General features: G+C 66.5%; 15 protein-coding genes and 1 riboswitch. Of the genes, 9 read left to right on the top strand and 6 right to left on the bottom strand.

Annotated features, from left to right (window positions below; genetic code table 11):
• Positions 1-49 precede the first annotated feature (49 nt).
• The gene (locus tag GII31_RS13530) at positions 50-409 is read left to right on the top strand and encodes a HesB/IscA family protein (RefSeq protein ID WP_213243826.1); all 360 of its coding nucleotides are present in this window, start codon (positions 50-52) and stop codon (positions 407-409) included.
• 79 nt (positions 410-488) lie between these two features.
• Positions 489-1454, top strand: coding sequence for a carbohydrate kinase family protein (locus GII31_RS13525; RefSeq protein WP_213243824.1), 966 nt, complete (start codon positions 489-491; stop codon positions 1452-1454).
• A gap of 76 nt (positions 1455-1530) precedes the next feature.
• Here the strand turns inward: GII31_RS13525 and asnB are convergent, their stop codons facing one another.
• Positions 1531-3480, bottom strand: coding sequence for an asparagine synthase (glutamine-hydrolyzing) (gene asnB, locus GII31_RS13520; protein WP_213243822.1), 1950 nt, complete (start codon positions 3478-3480; stop codon positions 1531-1533).
• A 427-nt stretch (positions 3481-3907) separates the two neighbouring features.
• Between asnB and ctaC the strand changes: the two genes are divergently transcribed.
• The 3 genes from ctaC (at position 3908) to GII31_RS13505 (ending at position 6278) form a co-directional block, all read left to right on the top strand.
• On the top strand, positions 3908-5122 hold the full coding sequence (gene ctaC, locus GII31_RS13515) for an aa3-type cytochrome oxidase subunit II (RefSeq protein ID WP_407649977.1): 1215 nt from the start codon (positions 3908-3910) through the stop codon (positions 5120-5122).
• Entirely contained in the window at positions 5119-5535 is a 417-nt protein-coding gene (locus tag GII31_RS13510) for a cytochrome c oxidase subunit 4 (protein WP_213243820.1), read from the top strand. Before ctaC ends, GII31_RS13510 begins: the two co-directional genes overlap by 4 nt.
• A gap of 290 nt (positions 5536-5825) precedes the next feature.
• Positions 5826-6278: a nitroreductase family deazaflavin-dependent oxidoreductase gene (locus GII31_RS13505; protein WP_260839981.1), complete on the top strand. Its 453-nt coding sequence runs from the start codon at positions 5826-5828 to the stop codon at positions 6276-6278.
• A 169-nt stretch (positions 6279-6447) separates the two neighbouring features.
• On the opposite strand, the gene qcrB is transcribed toward GII31_RS13505, so the two are convergent.
• The 4 genes from qcrB to ctaE form a co-directional block, all read right to left on the bottom strand.
• Complete coding sequence (gene qcrB / locus GII31_RS13500) at positions 6448-8061, bottom strand: cytochrome bc1 complex cytochrome b subunit (RefSeq protein WP_213243818.1); 1614 nt, start codon at positions 8059-8061, stop codon at positions 6448-6450.
• Complete coding sequence (qcrA, locus tag GII31_RS13495; RefSeq protein WP_213243816.1) at positions 8058-9224, bottom strand: cytochrome bc1 complex Rieske iron-sulfur subunit; 1167 nt, start codon at positions 9222-9224, stop codon at positions 8058-8060. The genes qcrB and qcrA overlap by 4 nt, the downstream gene beginning before the upstream one ends.
• Positions 9221-10174, bottom strand: coding sequence for a cytochrome bc1 complex diheme cytochrome c subunit (gene qcrC / locus GII31_RS13490; RefSeq protein WP_213243814.1), 954 nt, complete (start codon positions 10172-10174; stop codon positions 9221-9223). Before qcrC ends, qcrA begins: the two co-directional genes overlap by 4 nt.
• A gap of 90 nt (positions 10175-10264) precedes the next feature.
• A complete protein-coding gene (ctaE, locus tag GII31_RS13485) occupies positions 10265-10876 on the bottom strand; it encodes an aa3-type cytochrome oxidase subunit III (protein ID WP_213243812.1) in 612 nt (203 codons plus the stop codon).
• A gap of 138 nt (positions 10877-11014) precedes the next feature.
• Between ctaE and GII31_RS13480 the strand changes: the two genes are divergently transcribed.
• From GII31_RS13480 to GII31_RS13470, 3 genes are read left to right on the top strand one after another with little or no spacing between them, the layout of a single operon-like run.
• Positions 11015-11473: a hypothetical protein gene (locus GII31_RS13480; RefSeq protein WP_213243810.1), complete on the top strand. Its 459-nt coding sequence runs from the start codon at positions 11015-11017 to the stop codon at positions 11471-11473.
• A 45-nt stretch (positions 11474-11518) separates the two neighbouring features.
• Positions 11519-12583 carry an anthranilate phosphoribosyltransferase gene (gene trpD, locus GII31_RS13475; RefSeq protein ID WP_213243808.1) on the top strand — a complete coding sequence of 355 codons (1065 nt, stop codon included), beginning with the start codon at positions 11519-11521 and terminating at the stop codon, positions 12581-12583.
• 10 nt (positions 12584-12593) lie between these two features.
• Positions 12594-12872, top strand: a complete 279-nt coding sequence (locus GII31_RS13470; RefSeq protein ID WP_213243806.1) for an Lrp/AsnC family transcriptional regulator — start codon at positions 12594-12596, stop codon at positions 12870-12872.
• 24 nt (positions 12873-12896) lie between these two features.
• On the opposite strand, the gene GII31_RS13465 is transcribed toward GII31_RS13470, so the two are convergent.
• Positions 12897-14669: a DEDD exonuclease domain-containing protein gene (locus tag GII31_RS13465; protein ID WP_213243805.1), complete on the bottom strand. Its 1773-nt coding sequence runs from the start codon at positions 14667-14669 to the stop codon at positions 12897-12899.
• Between the two features lie 623 nt (positions 14670-15292).
• A riboswitch (cyclic di-AMP (ydaO/yuaA leader) is annotated at positions 15293-15467 on the top strand.
• 18 nt (positions 15468-15485) lie between these two features.
• On the opposite strand from GII31_RS13465, the gene GII31_RS13460 reads away from it, so the two are divergent.
• A complete protein-coding gene (locus GII31_RS13460) occupies positions 15486-16106 on the top strand; it encodes a C40 family peptidase (RefSeq protein ID WP_213243803.1) in 621 nt (206 codons plus the stop codon).
• Positions 16107-16242 lie beyond the last annotated feature (136 nt).

Raw genomic sequence — 16242 nt, 5'->3', positions numbered from 1 at the left:
TACCGTTGACGCTGAAGACCCCCGCTCGAATGCACGAGGAGCAGAGCACATGACCGTTGCAAACGAATCCGGCGCCGTCACGTCGACCGGCGTCATCCTGACCGAGGCGGCCGCGGGTAAGGCCAAGGCACTGCTCGATCAGGAGGGCCGTGACGACCTGTCGCTGCGCATCGCCGTCCAGCCGGGTGGTTGCGCTGGACTGCGCTACCAGCTGTTTTTCGACGACCGCGCCATGGACGGTGACCTGACCGCCGACTTCGGCGGCGTCACGCTGTCCGTCGACCGGATGAGCGCGCCGTACGTGCAGGGCGCCACCATCGACTTCGTCGACACCATCGAGAAGCAGGGTTTCACCATCGATAACCCCAACGCCACCGGCAGCTGCGCCTGCGGCGACTCGTTCAACTGACGTCCCGCTGCACCGGCCGCACCCCCGTGCCACGGGGGTGCGGCCGGTGCAGCGTCACGGGCGGGTAGCGTGGGATGCCGTGACTATCGTCGTATGTGGGTCCATCGCGACCGACCACCTGATGACCTTTCCCGGCAAGTTCTCCGAGCAGTTGCTGCGTGATCAGCTCGAACACATCTCGCTGAGTTTCCTCGTCGACGATCTGGTCGTCCGGCGCGGCGGGGTGGGCGGCAACATCGCCTACGCCATGGGCCAGCTCGGCGGTTCGCCCGTGCTGGTGGGCGCTGCCGGAGCCGACTTCGACGACTACCGCCGGTGGCTCGAGGGCAGCGGTGTCGACTGCGGTGCCGTGCGGATCTCGCAGGCCCACCACACCGCGCGATTCACCTGTACCACCGACGAGACGATGGCGCAGTTGGCCACCTTCTACCCGGGCGCGATGAGCGAGGCCCGCGAGATCTCGCTGCGCGAGCTGTTCGCCGGGCGCGGCACCCCCGAACTGGTGCTGATCGGCGCCGACGATCCCGATGCGATGCTGCGGCACACCCGCGAATGCCGTGAGGCGGGCGTGCCGTTCGCCGCCGACCCGTCCCAGCAGCTGGCCCGGCTCGACGGCGAGCAGGCCCGCGAACTCATCGACGGTGCGCGGTACCTGTTCACCAACGAATACGAATGGGGTCTGCTGCAGCAGAAGACCGGTCTGTCCGAGGCGCAGGTCGCCGGGCTGGTCGGCACCCGCATCACCACCCTCGGCGGCAACGGCGTCGACATCGTCGACGGGCAGAGTGTGCACGTGGCCGTCGTCCCGGAGATCGAGAAGGTCGACCCGACAGGTGTCGGCGACGGATTCCGTGCCGGTTTCCTCCTGGGTATCAGCAAGGGCCTGTCGTACGAGCGGGCCGCCCAACTCGGCTCGATGGTCGCGGTGCTGGTCCTCGAAGCGGTCTCGACGCAGGACTGGTCGTGGGACCGCGACGCCGCCCTCACCCGGATCAAGGGAGCCTACGGCGAGGACGCTTCCGGTGAGATCGGTGCCGTCATCTGACTCGTCCGGTACCTCATGAACGAGTCCGGGACCGTCCGTCGCAATGTGCGACGGGCGGTCCCTGACTTATGCGCGGTCAGAGACGGACCGGATAGTCGTGGTCGGTGATCGCCGGCACCAGCGTCTTCTCGACGAAGATGGCATGCCACACCATGAAGATCAGGATCGTCCACAGGCGGCGGCTGTTGTCGACGGTTCCGGCGCGATGCTCGCCGAGCATCGCCACGACCACGCTCTTGTCGAAGATGTGGTCGGTCTGCGAGGCGGCGATCGTCTCGTGCGCCCAGTCGTACATCTCGGTACCGGCGAGCCAATGCCGGATCGGCACCGGGAAGCCGAGCTTGCGGCGGTGCAGCACATGCGGCGGAACGATCTGCTCGAGCGCTTTGCGCAAGGCGTACTTGGTGGTGCCATGGGCGATCTTCTCGTCGAAGGGAAGCGTCTCGGCGACCTTGTACACCTCCGCGTCCAGGAACGGCACGCGCAGTTCCAGTGAATTGGCCATGGTGATCTTGTCGGCCTTGACCAGGATGTCGCCGCGCAACCAGGTGAACAGGTCGATATGCTGCATCCGGGCCACCGGATCCCACCCCTGCGACTGGGCGTAGATCGGCGCGGTGACATCGGTGTGCGTCCACTCGGGACGGTAGTCGCGCAGCACGGCGCGTAGCCGGGCGTCGTCGAAGCTGCGGGCGTTGCCGTAGTAGCGGTCCTCCAGCGTGAGCGAGCCACGGTGCAGCAGACTCTTGCCCCGCGTGCCCTCGGGGATACGGTCGGAGACCTTGCCGGCCAGCCGTCGCAGGGCGGTGGGCAGTTTGTCGAAGGCACTCAGCGACAGCGGTTCCTTGTAGATGGTGTAGCCGCCGAACAACTCGTCGGCGCCCTCACCGGACAGCACCACCTTGACGTGTTTGCGCGCTTCCTTCGCCACGAAATACAGCGGCACCAGGGCCGGATCGGCCACCGGGTCGTCGAGATACCAGACGATCTCGGGGATGGCCGCGATGAACTCGTCCGGACCGACGACCTTGACCACATGCCGGGCACCGATCGCCTCCGCCGACTCGGCCGCGACATCGACCTCCGAATAGCCCTCCCGCTGAAAACCGGTGGTGAAGGTGATCAGGTCCGGATTGTGCTGGATGGCCAGCGCCGCGATGGCGGTGGAGTCGATACCGCCGGACAGGAACGAGCCGACGGTCACGTCGGCGCGCATGTGCTTGGCCACCGAATCACGCAGCACCTGGGCGATCTCGTCGTAGCGCGACTGCCGGGTCGCCTCGGTGACCGGCCGCACCGCGAACTGCGGTGCGAAGTAACGCCGCGCCGACGGTGCCGAACCGGGTGTGAGTGTCGCGTACGTTCCCGATTCGAGCCGGCGGATCGAACGGTGCAGGGTCTCCGGTTCGGGAACGTACTGCAGCACCGTGTAGTGCTCGGTGGCGCGCGGATCGAGATCGGGGGACAGGCCGATCCTGTCGATCAGCTCCAGCAGGCTCTTCTTCTCGCTGCCGAATACCGTCCCACCCGGTCCGGTTGCCAGGAACATCGGCTTGATGCCGAACGGGTCGCGCGCCAGGAACAGTGACCGATTGTCGGTGTCCCAGATGGCGAAGGCGAACATGCCGCGGAGCCTGCGGACCGAATCGGGTCCCCAATGGTGGAATGCGGCGACGATCGCCTCGCCGTCGCCCTCGGTCCGGAACACCGCGCCCTCGTCGCGGGCCAATTCGGCGCGCAGCTCGAGATAGTTGTAGATCTCGCCGTTGAAGACCAGTGCATAGCGCTCGGGATTGTCGGGCGGGCCCCAGCGCAGCGGCTGATGTGATGCCTCGATGTCGATGATCGAGAGGCGGTTGAAGCCCAGGACGATGTGCTCGTCATGCCATGTGCCGGGTTCGTCCGGGCCGCGGTGGCGCATGCAGTGCGAGGCCGCCGCCACGAGGCCGACCGCGTCCGAGGGGGTGCCGTCGGCGTTGCGTGCGGCGGAGCCGTCGGAGGTCAGAAGGCCGAGCAGTCCACACATTGAAGGCAATTCCTCACGTCAGGTCGGGTGTCGGGGTGATAGGACGGGGCCCGGCGCCGTGGTCGGCCGGGTGAATCCGACGGGTCGAGTATGCCGCAGTCGGCGCCGCACCCGCGTGTCGGCCACGCGCTCGCCCGTGCCGGGACAGCCGCGCGAGCCGTCCCGGATGGGCCCGGGCCGCGGCGCCGGGAGTGTCGGCCGCTCCCGCCGCACGTGGCCGGATCGGCCTGGTCATGCGCCATACCCGCCCCAATCACGAAAGGTTCGCCGGGTTGGTCTACGCTGCGTAGTACTAGGTGCGAGAATTGTGGTGTGCCGAGAGCCCATTACTCGGCGCAGCGCGGGAGTTTTCGCACCGCGCGGGTCATGTGGCACGGCAACTCGGACGGCTGGAACAGCCTTTCCGAGCGAGCAGGAAGGCGTGAAATTGGCACACGGTGGACGGCCCCGGACGAGGCATGTCTCATCTGCGGCTCCGAATGCACAGCAGCCGCAGAGCGCGAAGCGGCCCCGGATCGTGAAGCAGATCGGTCTGGTGGTTGCGCTGGGTCTCGGCGCGCTGTTGATGTCGGGGTGTGATGCCCACGACGCGATGCGTTTCGGTTGGCCGGAGGGCGTGACCTCCGAGGCGAAGGACATGGAGCACCTGTGGACGTGGTCGGTCATCGCCGCCCTTGTCATGGGCATCATCGTCTGGGCCCTGATCTTCTGGACCATCACCTTCCACCGTCATAAGGACGGGGAGGATGAGTTCCCCAAGCAGTTCGGTTACAACGTTCCGCTGGAACTGGCGTACACCGCGATTCCGTTCGTCATCATCGCAGTGCTGTTCTACTTCACCGTCGTCGTGCAGAACGACGTCGAGAAGAAGCAGGACAATCCGACCGTCGTCGTCGACGTGACGGCGTTCCAGTGGAATTGGAAGTTCGGCTATCAGCAGGTCACCCTCGCCAGCGGCGAAAAGCTCGATCTGCTCGAGCGCAAGGGCAACCCCGACGAGATCGAGAAGGGTTCGGCCGGCGGCGACAACAAGACCCCGTTCGACGTCCAGGTGCCCGAGAAGCTCGAACACGACGGCCATGAGACCGACGAGGACAAGCCGGGACCGGCCGGTGGACGTGACGACGACGTCCGCAACTACCTGAACTTCGACACGATCGAGACAGTCGGTAGCTCGACGGAGATCCCGGTGCTGGTCCTGCCGGTGGGTGAGCGTATCGAGTTCGACGTCAAATCCGCCGACGTCGTCCACTCGTTCTGGGTTCCCCAGTTCCTGTTCAAGCGCGACGTGATGCCGTTCCCCAAGCAGAACCATTCCGACAGCCGCTTCCAGGTGTCCAAGATCGAGCGCGAGGGCGCATTCGTGGGACGCTGCGCGGAAATGTGCGGCACGTTCCACTCGATGATGAACTTCGAGGTCCGTGCGGTGCAGCGGGACGTCTTCGACCGCTACATCCAAGCTCGCCAGAGCAATCCGGAGTGGACCAACGGCCAGGCACTGGAGTACGTGTGCCAGCAGCCGGAGTCGGTCACGACGGTGCCCTTCGAGACCCGGCGCAAGACCGGCGGTGACACCCCCAAGGATCTTGGTGACGCGGACAACACCACGCTCGCCAACTGCACGATCGGAGCCAACAGGTGAAAATCGAAGCCAGGCTTTTTGAGCTCCTGACCGCGTTCTTCTTCCTCGCGGCGATCGTCTACACGATCTGCACGGCGTTCTCCAGCCGCGATGTGGAGTGGGCCGGTGTCACGGCGTTGTTCTTCAGTGGTGGCCTGACCCTGCTCGCGGGCACCTACTTCCGGTTCGTCGCACGCCGCGTCGAGATCCGGCCCGAGGACTACGAAGAGGCCGAGATCGAGGACGGCGCCGGCGAGCTCGGGTTCTTCAGCCCGCACAGCTGGTGGCCGATCGCGTTGGCGGGCGGTGCCGCACTGTTCGCCGTCGGCTTCGCCACGGGTAACTTCTGGTTCTCCATCTTCTCGGCGCTCATCATCATCGGCACCTCCGCGGGCATGGTTTTCGAGTACCACGTCGGTCCCGAGAAGCACTGACACCAGACCTGTCGCCGGCATACCGGCACAACTGAACAACTCCGGCTCACACCGCCCCAGATGAGTTCTGTGGGGCGGTGTGAGCTTTATATCCGTCCATTGTGCTGCTCAGGGTCCCTTGTAGGGTCCTCCTGGGGATTCTTTCTCGCGGGCGAGGGCGCGGCCAGGCCCGTCGTCGTCCGGCTCCGACCATGTGCGACCGGCCTCGGGGAGTGCGGGGCTCGACGGGTACGGAAATCTCATATCCGTATCGGCGAATAGGCTTTCCGTGGCGGTGGTTGAATATGGGTATGACGCACGACGCCGAACAGACCCAGCCCGAACTCAGCCCCCCCGAACTCAGCCCCACTGAGTGGGTGCGCAAGCAGACTGAGGAGATCCTCAAGGCCGGCACCACAGCGGCCGTCGACATCATCAACCGCCCTGTCGTACTGTTCACCACCACGGGAGCCAAGTCGGGAAAGAAGCGGTATGTGCCCCTCATGCGGGTCACCGACGGCGACAAGTACGCGATGGTGGCCTCCAAGGGCGGCGCATCGACACACCCGTCGTGGTACTTCAACGTCAAGACGCACCCGCGGGTCACTGTGCAGGACGGCGACACCGTCGTCGAGAAGACCGCGCGCGAGGTATCGGGCGACGAGCGTGCCCACTGGTGGGAGCTCGCTGTGAAGGCCTATCTGCCCTATGCGGAGTACCAGACCAAGACCGACCGGCTCATCCCGGTGTTCGTACTGGAGTAGGTCCGTACCGGAGCCGAATCCGCCAGTGCCCGAATCCGCCAGTGCCCGAATCAGTTGGCGCCGAATCGGTGTGCGCCGAATCAGCCGTGATCTCGGGGGAGCGGACAACAACACCGGGGCGGTCCGATGATCTCGGACCGCCCCGGTTTCTTGTTGCGTTGAGGGAGAGCTAGCTGAGCGGATTCCCGCCCTTGGCCTGCAGCTCCTGCAGCGCCTTCTTCTCCTCGTGCTCGTGCTCGTGCTCGCGCTCGATGTTGCGCCGCTGCTCCTCGATCGGGTCGGGCGACAGGATCGACCCCGTACCGGGCGCACCCGCGGATCCGAGCTTGTTCATCCGCTTCGGCAGGGCCGCACCCTGGTAGGGGAGCGGGATCGGGTGACCGTGGCTGTCGACCGGGCCGAGCGGCTGATGCAGCTCGATGTACTCGCCCTTGGGCAGGCGGGTGATGATGCCGGTCTCGATGCCGTGGGCCAGAACCTCGCGGTCGCTGCGCTGCAGCGAGAGCGCCCAGCGGTAGGCGATGAAGTAGGCGATCGGCGGCACGATGATCAGGCCGATACGTCCCATCCAAGTGGTCGCGTTGAGCGAGACATGGAACTTCAGCGCGATCACGTCGTTCATACAGGACAGCGTGAGGATCGCGTAGAACGACAGGGCCATCGCGCCGATACCGGTACGCACCGGGGTATCACGCGGACGCTGCAGCAGGTTGTGGTGCGCGGTGTCGCCGGTCAGCTTCGACTCGATCCACGGATAGCCGAACAGACCCACGAACAGGACGCCGATCACCACGACCACCCAGAAGATCGCCGGGATGGTGTAGTTGCCGAGATACAGCTCCCAGGCCGGCATCAATCGAGCCAGACCGTCCGTCCACATCATGTATATGTCCGGCTGCGAGCCGGCCGACACATGCGCCGGATTGTATGGACCGATCGTCCACACCGGGTTGATCTGGAACGCACCCGCCATGATGGCCAGCACACCGGTGACGATCGCGAACATCGCACCGCCCTTGGCGGCGAACACCGGGAGGATCCGGACACCGACGACATTGGTCTCGGTGCGGCCGGGGCCGGGGAACTGGGTGTGCTTCTGGTACCAGACCAGCGCCAGGTGAACACCGATCAGCGCCAGGATGATGCCGGGGAACAACAGGATGTGCAGCACGTACATACGCGGGATCACGATGTCGCCGGGGAACTGGCCGCCGAACAGAGCCCAGTGAATCCAGGTGCCCACCAGCGGGATACCGAGCACGATGCCCGACATGGCGGCGCGGACACCGGTGCCCGAGAGCAGGTCGTCGGGGAGCGAGTAACCGAAGAAGCCCTCGAACATCGCCAGCAGCAGCAGCACACAGCCGATGACCCAGTTGGCCTCACGCGGGCGGCGGAACGCGCCGGTGAAGAAGATGCGGGCCATGTGGATGATGATCGACGCCGCGAACAGCAGAGCCGCCCAGTGGTGGATCTGGCGCACGAACAGGCCGCCACGCACCTCGAACGAGATGTCCAGGGTGGTCTCGTACGCGCGGGTCATCGTCACACCCTTGAGCGGGGTGTACGCGCCGTCGTAGATCACGTGTGCCATCGACGGATCGAAGAACAGGGTCAGGTAGATACCCGAGATCAACAGGATGACGAAGCTGTACAGCGCCACCTCACCCAGCATGAACGACCAGTGCGTGGGGAAGACCTTGTTGATCTGCCGACGGATACCGGGCGCCATATGGTAGCGCTGGTCCATTTCGTTGGCCTGTGCGGCCAGGCGGTTGCTCATGATCGACGCTCCCAGAAGGCCGGTCCGACAGGTTCTGCAAAGTCTCCCGCGGCAACCAGGTAGCCCTGGTCATTGACCGTCAGCGGCAGCTGGGCCAGGGCACGGGCGGCCGGTCCGAAGATCGGCTTGCCGTACTCCAGTGCGTCGAACTGCGACTGATGGCACGGGCATAGAATGCGATTGGTGCGCTGCTCGTACAGCGAGGTGGGGCAGCCGAGGTGGCTGCACACCTTGGTGTAGGCGAAGTAGTCGCCGTAGTTGAAGTTCTCCTGGCCCTTGCGCTTGGTCGCCCTGGCCGCGTCCTCGGGACGCAGGCGGATCAGCATGACCGGGTTGCTCACGTAGCGAACGCCTTCGAGCAGCAGGTGGCGGGAGTGTTCGGTCTCGCCGAGGCCGTCGGACACACGCCACGGGAACACCGTCTCCATGCCGCCGGCGTCGAGATCCTCCGGGCGGACCAGGGTCACCTGGTAGGGGTTGCCGGTGTCGCGGCGCAGGAAGACCGTCTCGGTCGGGTCGGCCTCGTTGTACTCCGGTGCCCAGTGGGTCATCCACAGCGGCGACCGCTTGCCGTCGGCCCACGGGTTCTTGATGAAGCCGCCCAGACCCGCGACCACACCGGTCAGTGCGAGCGAGCCGAAGGCGAACAGGCCCGAACCGATGATCATCTTGCGGCGGGGGAGGGTGGAACTCTCCAGGGAGTCGCTCAGTTCGGCGCCGATGGTCTTGCGATCGACCTCCGACGAACCCGCGCCCTCACCGTCGTGACGGTCCTGGACCGAGATCTCGGCGGGGATGAACTTCTTGGTGAACACCACCATCGCGATACCGATCGCCAGGATCGACACACCGAAGGTGATTCCCAGCAGCGGGGTGTTCAGGGTGTAGCGCCAGTAGTTGTCGGAGCCGGGGAGTGCGAACTCCCAGTGGTTCCAGATGAAGATGACGAAGCACGCCAGGGCGGAGATGCCCGAGACTGTCAGCCAGATCGCCACCTGACGCTCGGCCCGCTTCTCCACGCCGGTGCCGGGCTCGGGATACCGGTCGGCCCGGTGGATGATTTCGACGCCGTCGAGGTTGGTGCCGAGTGTGACCAGTTCTTCCTTGCTCATCTGGTCCAGCTCGTCCTGCGATGGCAGGTCCTTGTCGTTTGATCCACTCATGAGCGCGATCCCATCCACATTGCGCCGATGACGATGGCGACGACACCGATGGCCCACATGACCATGCCTTCGCTCACCGGGCCGAAGCCGCCGATGCCCAGGCCGCCTTGCTGCTTGGTCTCGGTCACGTACTTGACGAATCCGATGATGTCTTTCTTGTCCTCGACCGAGAGCTGCCGGTTGGAGAACCGGGGCATGTTTTGCGGTCCGGTGAGCATTGCCGTGTACAGCTGCTGCTCACTGACACCATCGAGGGTCGGTGCGAACTTGCCCGAGGACAGGGCGCCGCCGCGACCGGTGAAGTTGTGGCACGAGGCGCAGTTCAGCCGGAACAGCTCGCTGCCTCGGCCGAGGTTCTCGCCGCGCAGGGACTTCTGCGCGATGACGGGCAGGCCGGCCTCGTCCTTCTTGATGTTGCCGTCGGCGTCACGCTCGTAGATAACTTGCGGGCCGCCACCGTTGGACTGGATGTACGCACCGAGCTGGTCGATCTGCGCCTTGGTGAACTTCGCCGGCTTGCGCAGCGCCTGTGCCTCACCACGTGCGGCGGGCATACGGCCCGAGGACACCTGGAAGTACACGGCTGCGTCGCCGACGCCGACCAGCGAGGGTCCGCGATCGCTGACGCCCTGCAGGTTGGCACCGTGGCAGGTGATGCAGGAGGTCTCATAGAGCTTCTTGCCGTCGGCGATGAGCGCCGCGCTGGACTCGTCGGCCGTGGCCACCTGCGGCTTGGGTGAAAGCACCGCGGCGATGAGTCCCGCGAGCACGAGGCCGGCGAGCAGAAGGATGGTGCCGCCTGCGCGACGGCGGAGTTTACGACGGGACTTGGCTTTACGTGCCGCCGACGGAGTGGACCCGGCATCGGCGGTCGACGTGGCTGCGCCGGCCCCTGCTGCGCCGAAGTCCACGTCGTCGTTATCCGACGGTCGCGGTGGAGATGAACTCATCTGTGACTCTCTACTTAAGCGGACGGACTGTTTTTCTCTGTGTCCGGGATGTGGCTGACGGTGTTGGCTGCGCAGCCGGCCCGGGCTGAACTACCGGATGAAGTAAATGGTGACGAACAGGCCGATCCAGACGATGTCGACGAAGTGCCAGTAGTACGACACGACGATCGCGGCGGTGGCCTGAGCCGGTGTGAACTTCGAGAGCTTGGTCCGGATCAGCAGGAAGACAAACGCGACCAGACCACCGATGACATGCAGGCCGTGGAAGCCGGTGGCCATGTAGAAGACCGAACCGTAGGCGCTGGAGGAGAGCGTCGTGCCGTGCTCGACGAGGTGGTAGTACTCGTAGGCCTGACCGGCGACGAAGAAGGTGCCCATCGCCAGGGTCAGTACGTACCAGCGGCGCAGGCCGAAGACATCGCCGCGCTCTGCGGCGAACACGCCCATCTGGCAGGTCACCGACGACAGGATGAGGACCGTGGTCACCGGGATTGCCAGACCGAGATTGAGCTCGGTGGGCTCTGGCGGCCAGCCCGATGCCGAATTGGCTCGCGCGACAAAGTACATCGCGAACAAGCCGGCGAAAAACATGAGCTCACTCGACAGCCACACGATAGTGCCGACACTGACCATGTTGGGTCGGTTCAGTGAGTGCACGCGCGAGGTGATGGCTGTCCCTTGGGTACCTACGGCGCTAGTCACAAGTGAAGTATGACGGTTCGTAGTAAGCGCTGACCACTCGGGTCATCAAATTGCCCAAAGAATTTGTTCCCGTGCTGGTCCGGGCCCGGATCGGGGGTGCGATCGGCGTGTCCGGCCGGGCGTGATTTGCTTCCTGGTATGACCGAGCTTCCTGAGCCCAGCAGATGGCATCGGCTGCGGGCACTGTTCCGCCGTGGCAACGATACGGACGCGCTGACGTCGGTCGACGACGAGCGGATCGTGGTGGTCGCCGAATCCGCCGACGAGGCGGTGGCCAGTTCCGAGGTGCTCGGCCCGTCGCCGTGGCGCTCCGGCCGGCCCGCGGTGCTGCGACACTTCCTGGTCGTGGCGGTCGGCCGGGAGGAGGACGCGGTCCGGATCGCCACACTCAACGGCTACGTGGTCGTTGACGGCGCGGCCGCACCCCCGGGCACGACGGCGGTGGCCGGACCGCCGGCGTCGGTCACGCTGGCGGTGGCCAAACTGGAGGTGTTCACCGCCGTGGACGTGTCCCGCGAACGCGCGCGGATGGCGAGCCTGGCGTCGCGGCACCAGGGGAGCGTGCTCGGCTGGCAGGTGTTGCAACTGCCCGGGTGAGGTGCGGCTGCCGCCGCCGACGGGGCCCCACTACTGTGGACACCTGTGAGCGCCACAACCCATACCTGGCCGCAGATCCTCGGCCGCGTCACCGACGGCATCGACCTGTCCGCGGAGGAGGCGGCATGGGCGATGAACGAAATCATGACCGACTCGGCCACCGGCGCGCAGATCGCCGCCTTCGGCGTCGGCGTCAAGATGAAGGGCGCCGCGGCCGCCGAGCTGAGCGGATTGGCCTCGGCGATGCTGTCGCACGCCAGCCGCGTCGATGTGCCGCAACGCGCCGTCGACATCGTCGGGACCGGCGGCGACCGATCGCACACCGTCAACATCTCCACGATGACCTCCATCGTGGTGGCCGCGGCCGGCATTCCGGTGGTCAAGCACGGAAACCGCGCCGCCTCGTCCAAGAGCGGCGGAGCGGACGTCCTCGAAGCGCTCGGTGTCACCATCTCGCTCGGGCCGGACGCCGTCGCCCGCTGCGTGGCCGAGGTGGGGGTGGGCTTCTGCTTCGCACCGGTGTTTCACCCCGCGTTCCGTTTCACCGGCCCGCCGCGCAAGGAGATCGGGATCCCGACGGTCTTCAACGTGCTGGGGCCGCTGACCAATCCGGCGGCCCCGTCGGCCGGTCTGATCGGCTGCGCCTTCGCCGATCTGGCACCGGTGCTGGCGCAGACGTTCGCCGGGCGCGGGACGTCGGCGCTCGTGGTGCGCGGCGACGACGGGCTCGACGAACTGACCACCACCACCACCTCACACGTATGGCAGGTGGTGGGCGGAACGGTCACCGAGCTGTCGGTCGATCCCGGGGCACTGGGTATCGCGACGGTGGAACTGTCGGCGCTCCAGGGCGGCGACGCACAGGTGAACGCCGGGATCGCCCGCGAACTGCTCGACGGCCGGACCGGTCCGGTGCGCGAGGCCGTTCTGCTCAACGCGGCGGCCGCGATCGTCGCGTTCGAACAGACCGAACCGTTCACCGACGACACCCTGACCTCGGCGCTGTCCGGCGCCCTGGATCGGGCCGCGTCCGTCATCGACTCGGGTGCCGCCCGCGAGCTGCTCGGGCGCTGGGTGCGGTTGACCGCCGAGCTGGGCAGCGCCCACTAGGGTTGGCAGCATGATCACCGCCATCGTCCTCATCTCCGCCGACGTGCACCGGATCCCGGAAACCGCGCAGGCGGTCGCCGACATCCCGGGTGTGAGCGAGGTGTATTCGTGCGCGGGCGACGTCGATCTGATCGCCAAGATCAGGGTGCGTGACCACGAGCAGATCGCCGAGGTTGTCACCGCGAGGATCAACCGCCTGCCCGGCGTGACCCGCAGTGCCACCCACATCGCGTTCCGCAGCTACTCCAGCTCCGAGGTCGAGGGCGGATTCTCGATCGGCGAGCAGTAGTCGCGGCGCACCGCCGCCGGATCCTCATCGCCGGGCCTGTCGGGCCAGTCGCGCCCAGTGGAGGCTGCGCGCGGCGCCGAACGCCGGAAGTGCGATGGCGTCGGTCGCGGACACGATCCGGGCACCCGGATCGGTGATCCATCGATAGATCAGTCCCGCCTCCTCCGGCGGTGCGCCGCACAACGGGCCGGGATCGGGTGCCACGGTCTCCGCCGCCGCCACCAGCGCCTGCACCACCGGCATCGGGGGTACCCCACGACGGGCCACGCCCGCGCCGGCCAGCCGGCCGTGCCGGATCACGCTCAGCTCCCAGCCACCGCACTCGTGTGGTCTGGCGACGACGAGCTCTCCCACCACGCACAGCGCGCGCAGTCGCTGACACAGGGCCAGCGTATGGATCATCGCAGCCGTGCGGTCCCGCTGCCTGGCCGCCGACTCGAACATCTCGGCCGCCGCCAGCCGCGTCACCTCCGCCACGGCCGCGGTCACGATGTCGTCGCTCTCGCCGAACATCACCGCGCGCGCCCGCATGACGCGAGCGGCGTAGTCGGTCGGCGTCAGCGGTGCCGGTGAGGCGGCCCGGCAGCCGCCGATCATCCGTCCCGACGAGTCGGTGCGGCACCAGTGGTGGGTGGCGCCGCGACGCAGCGCGGTGCAGGTCCGCAGGCCCGCACCCGCCGAGATCAGATCCGCGACGGCGGCGGCCACGGATCTGTCGGAGAACGGACCGACCGCGTCGTCGGTAGGCGCGCGGCGCACCGTGAGCCGTGGGAAGCGGTCGTCCGACAGCACCAGCCACCAGCCGCGCCGCGGCTGCGTCGAACGTCGGTTGTAGGCCGGTGCGTGGGCGGCGAGCAGCCGCAGCTCACGCACCCCGGCCTCCAGTCCGTGCGCGCACTCCACGTGGTCGACACGCACGGCCAGCCGCACCATCTCGTCGATCCGGCGCCGGGGGTCGGTTCCGGCGAAGTACGACAGCACGCGGCGGCGCAGGTTGACCGCGGTCCCCACGTACAGCACCTCATCGGCGGGGCCGCGGAACAGGTAGACACCGGGACGGGTGGGCAGGGCGTCGGCCAGATGCCGTTTGGCGGCCAGACGGGTCGCGGTCTGCGAGCGGTAGGCGGTGAGTTGCCCGATCGTGCGCACCCCCTGATTGCCGACCCGCTCCAGGAGCCGGTGCAACACCTCCACGGTCGCGCGGGCGTCGTCGAGCGCACGGTGGGTCGGTCGCACCGTCACGTCGAACAGCTCGGCCAGTGCCGACAGGCGCACCGACGGGGCCTCGTCCCGGCTCAGGATGCGGCGGGCCAGCGTGACCGTGCACAGGGGTGCGGGAAATGTCCATGGAACCTGCAACCGCTCGGTGCCCCGGCGCAGGAAGCCTATGTCGAACCGGGCGTTGTGGGCGACGAGGACGGCGCCGCGGGCAAACTCCAGGAACGACAGCAGTGCCTCGCTCTCGCACGGCGCATCATGCACCATCGCCTCGGTGATCCCGGTGAGCGAGACGATGTGCGGTGGGATCGGCATACCGGGATCGACGAGGGTCGCGAACTCGCCGACCACCTCGCCGCCCCGGATTTTCACCGCGCCGATCTCGGTGATCCGGTCGTCGACCGGGCTGCCGCCGGTGGTCTCCAGGTCGACCACCACGAGCGTGGCCTCGAACAGGGACAGATCCTCGTCGTCCGGGCGCACCTGGCCGTCGGCGCCGAAGAACGAATCCGGGTCGTCGAGATCGGCGAAGCTCAGCTGCTGGTGCACCGTTCGTACATTAGTTCGGCCCTGCGACATGTCCGGTCCGTGCCCAAGCGCCCTGGGTGTGGAGACGGACCCGGGTGTGGAGACGGACCGGGTGTGGAGACGGACCGGGTGTGGAGACGGACCGGGGCGCTGCCGGGGTGGCACGGAGGTGATGTGCGGGCGGCCGACCGTGTCGTACCTATGTTCTAGTGTCTCGGTCAATCGCCGGTCCGGGACCGGCGGTGCGGGGGTACCGACGGCGAAAATGAGACGGAGATTACATATGCTGATCGATTGCAACGGGTGCCCGGGGCATCCGGCCGCGTGTGAGGGATGCATGATGCAGGTGCTGTTACCCACTCCTATCAGCGGAGACGTCGGCGGGTCGGGTCAAGCGCGGGTAACGGATCGTGTGTCGTCCGCCGACCGTGAGATCTCATCGGCCATCGAAGTTTTCTCGCTGGCTGCAATGGTGGCACCTATGTCTGCACGATCTGCAAGAGAATGTATCTCGCCAGTTCAAGGCCATAATTCGACCGGAATCCAGAAAGCGCTGCGGGCCGGCTGATGGACGTGAAAAAATTTGTTCGTCCGACCAGTGGACAGAAGGCCGTTTGATTTCGTAACCTTTCTGAGACATTTGCGGAGCGTCATACTCCACTCGGAGTGGTCCGCGAAGGTCACCGCTTAGTCATCCACCAGGATGAACCGGGGACCCACCGGTTTCGGATCGTCGTTCACGGCGGCCCGAATTGGGGTGAATCGCCACTGTCCACCCGGACGGGGCGTAGGGCAATTTCTTCCGCCCGAACCCGACAGCTAACTCGGTAGGCGGTTCAGGGAGAAATAAGAAGGAGAACGTTCTTCGTGGCCAAACATCGTTTGGAACAGCCTGCACGGACCGGCAAGCTCGCCAAGTCGGCACTGATCGCCGGGTCGCTTTCGATCGGCTCACTCGGTGTTGCCGCGGGCGCGGCGGAAGCCGCACCGGTAACCATCCCGAACCTCGGGACCTTCGAGATTCCGGGTATCAACGAGAAACAGATCCCCAAGGAACTGCGCGAGTTGTCGGCCAAGATCGCGCCCAAGGTCGCGCCGAACACCCACGGCAAGATCCGCCCGCGCACCGTCCTCGCCCCGAGTGAGTCCACCGGCGAGAAGGCCGTCCGCTACGCCTCGACCAAGATCGGCTCGCCGTACTCGTACGGCGCCGCGGGCCCGAGCGCGTTCGACTGCTCCGGCCTCGTGTACTGGTCCTACCAGCAGGCCGGCAAGGTCATTCCGCGCGACAGCTACGGACAGCTCGGCGGCGGTCACGCCGTCAACTACGCCGACGCCCAGCCCGGCGACGTCCTGATCTTCAACGGTGGCGGCCACGCCGGCATCTACGAGGGCAACGGCATCTTCATCCACTCCTCGACCTACGGTGTCCCCGTGCAGCGCGACAGCGTCAAGGAATGGAACCTGGTCGGGGTCCGGCGCTACTGAGACTACGCTCGTACCGGCGGGCCCCGTGCCCGCCGGTGATGAGCATTCCGGCGATGACTCGTCCGGTGTCGGATCGGTTTCTGACAGGTGATCGGCCTGCAACCCGTCGTTGAGAAGAGTCGGGCGAGGAGAGTGG

Source organism: Gordonia pseudamarae (genome assembly GCF_025273675.1).
GTDB classification, from domain to species: Bacteria; Actinomycetota; Actinomycetes; order Mycobacteriales; family Mycobacteriaceae; genus Gordonia; species Gordonia pseudamarae.
This window is presented reverse-complemented; position numbering and strand designations above follow the sequence as displayed.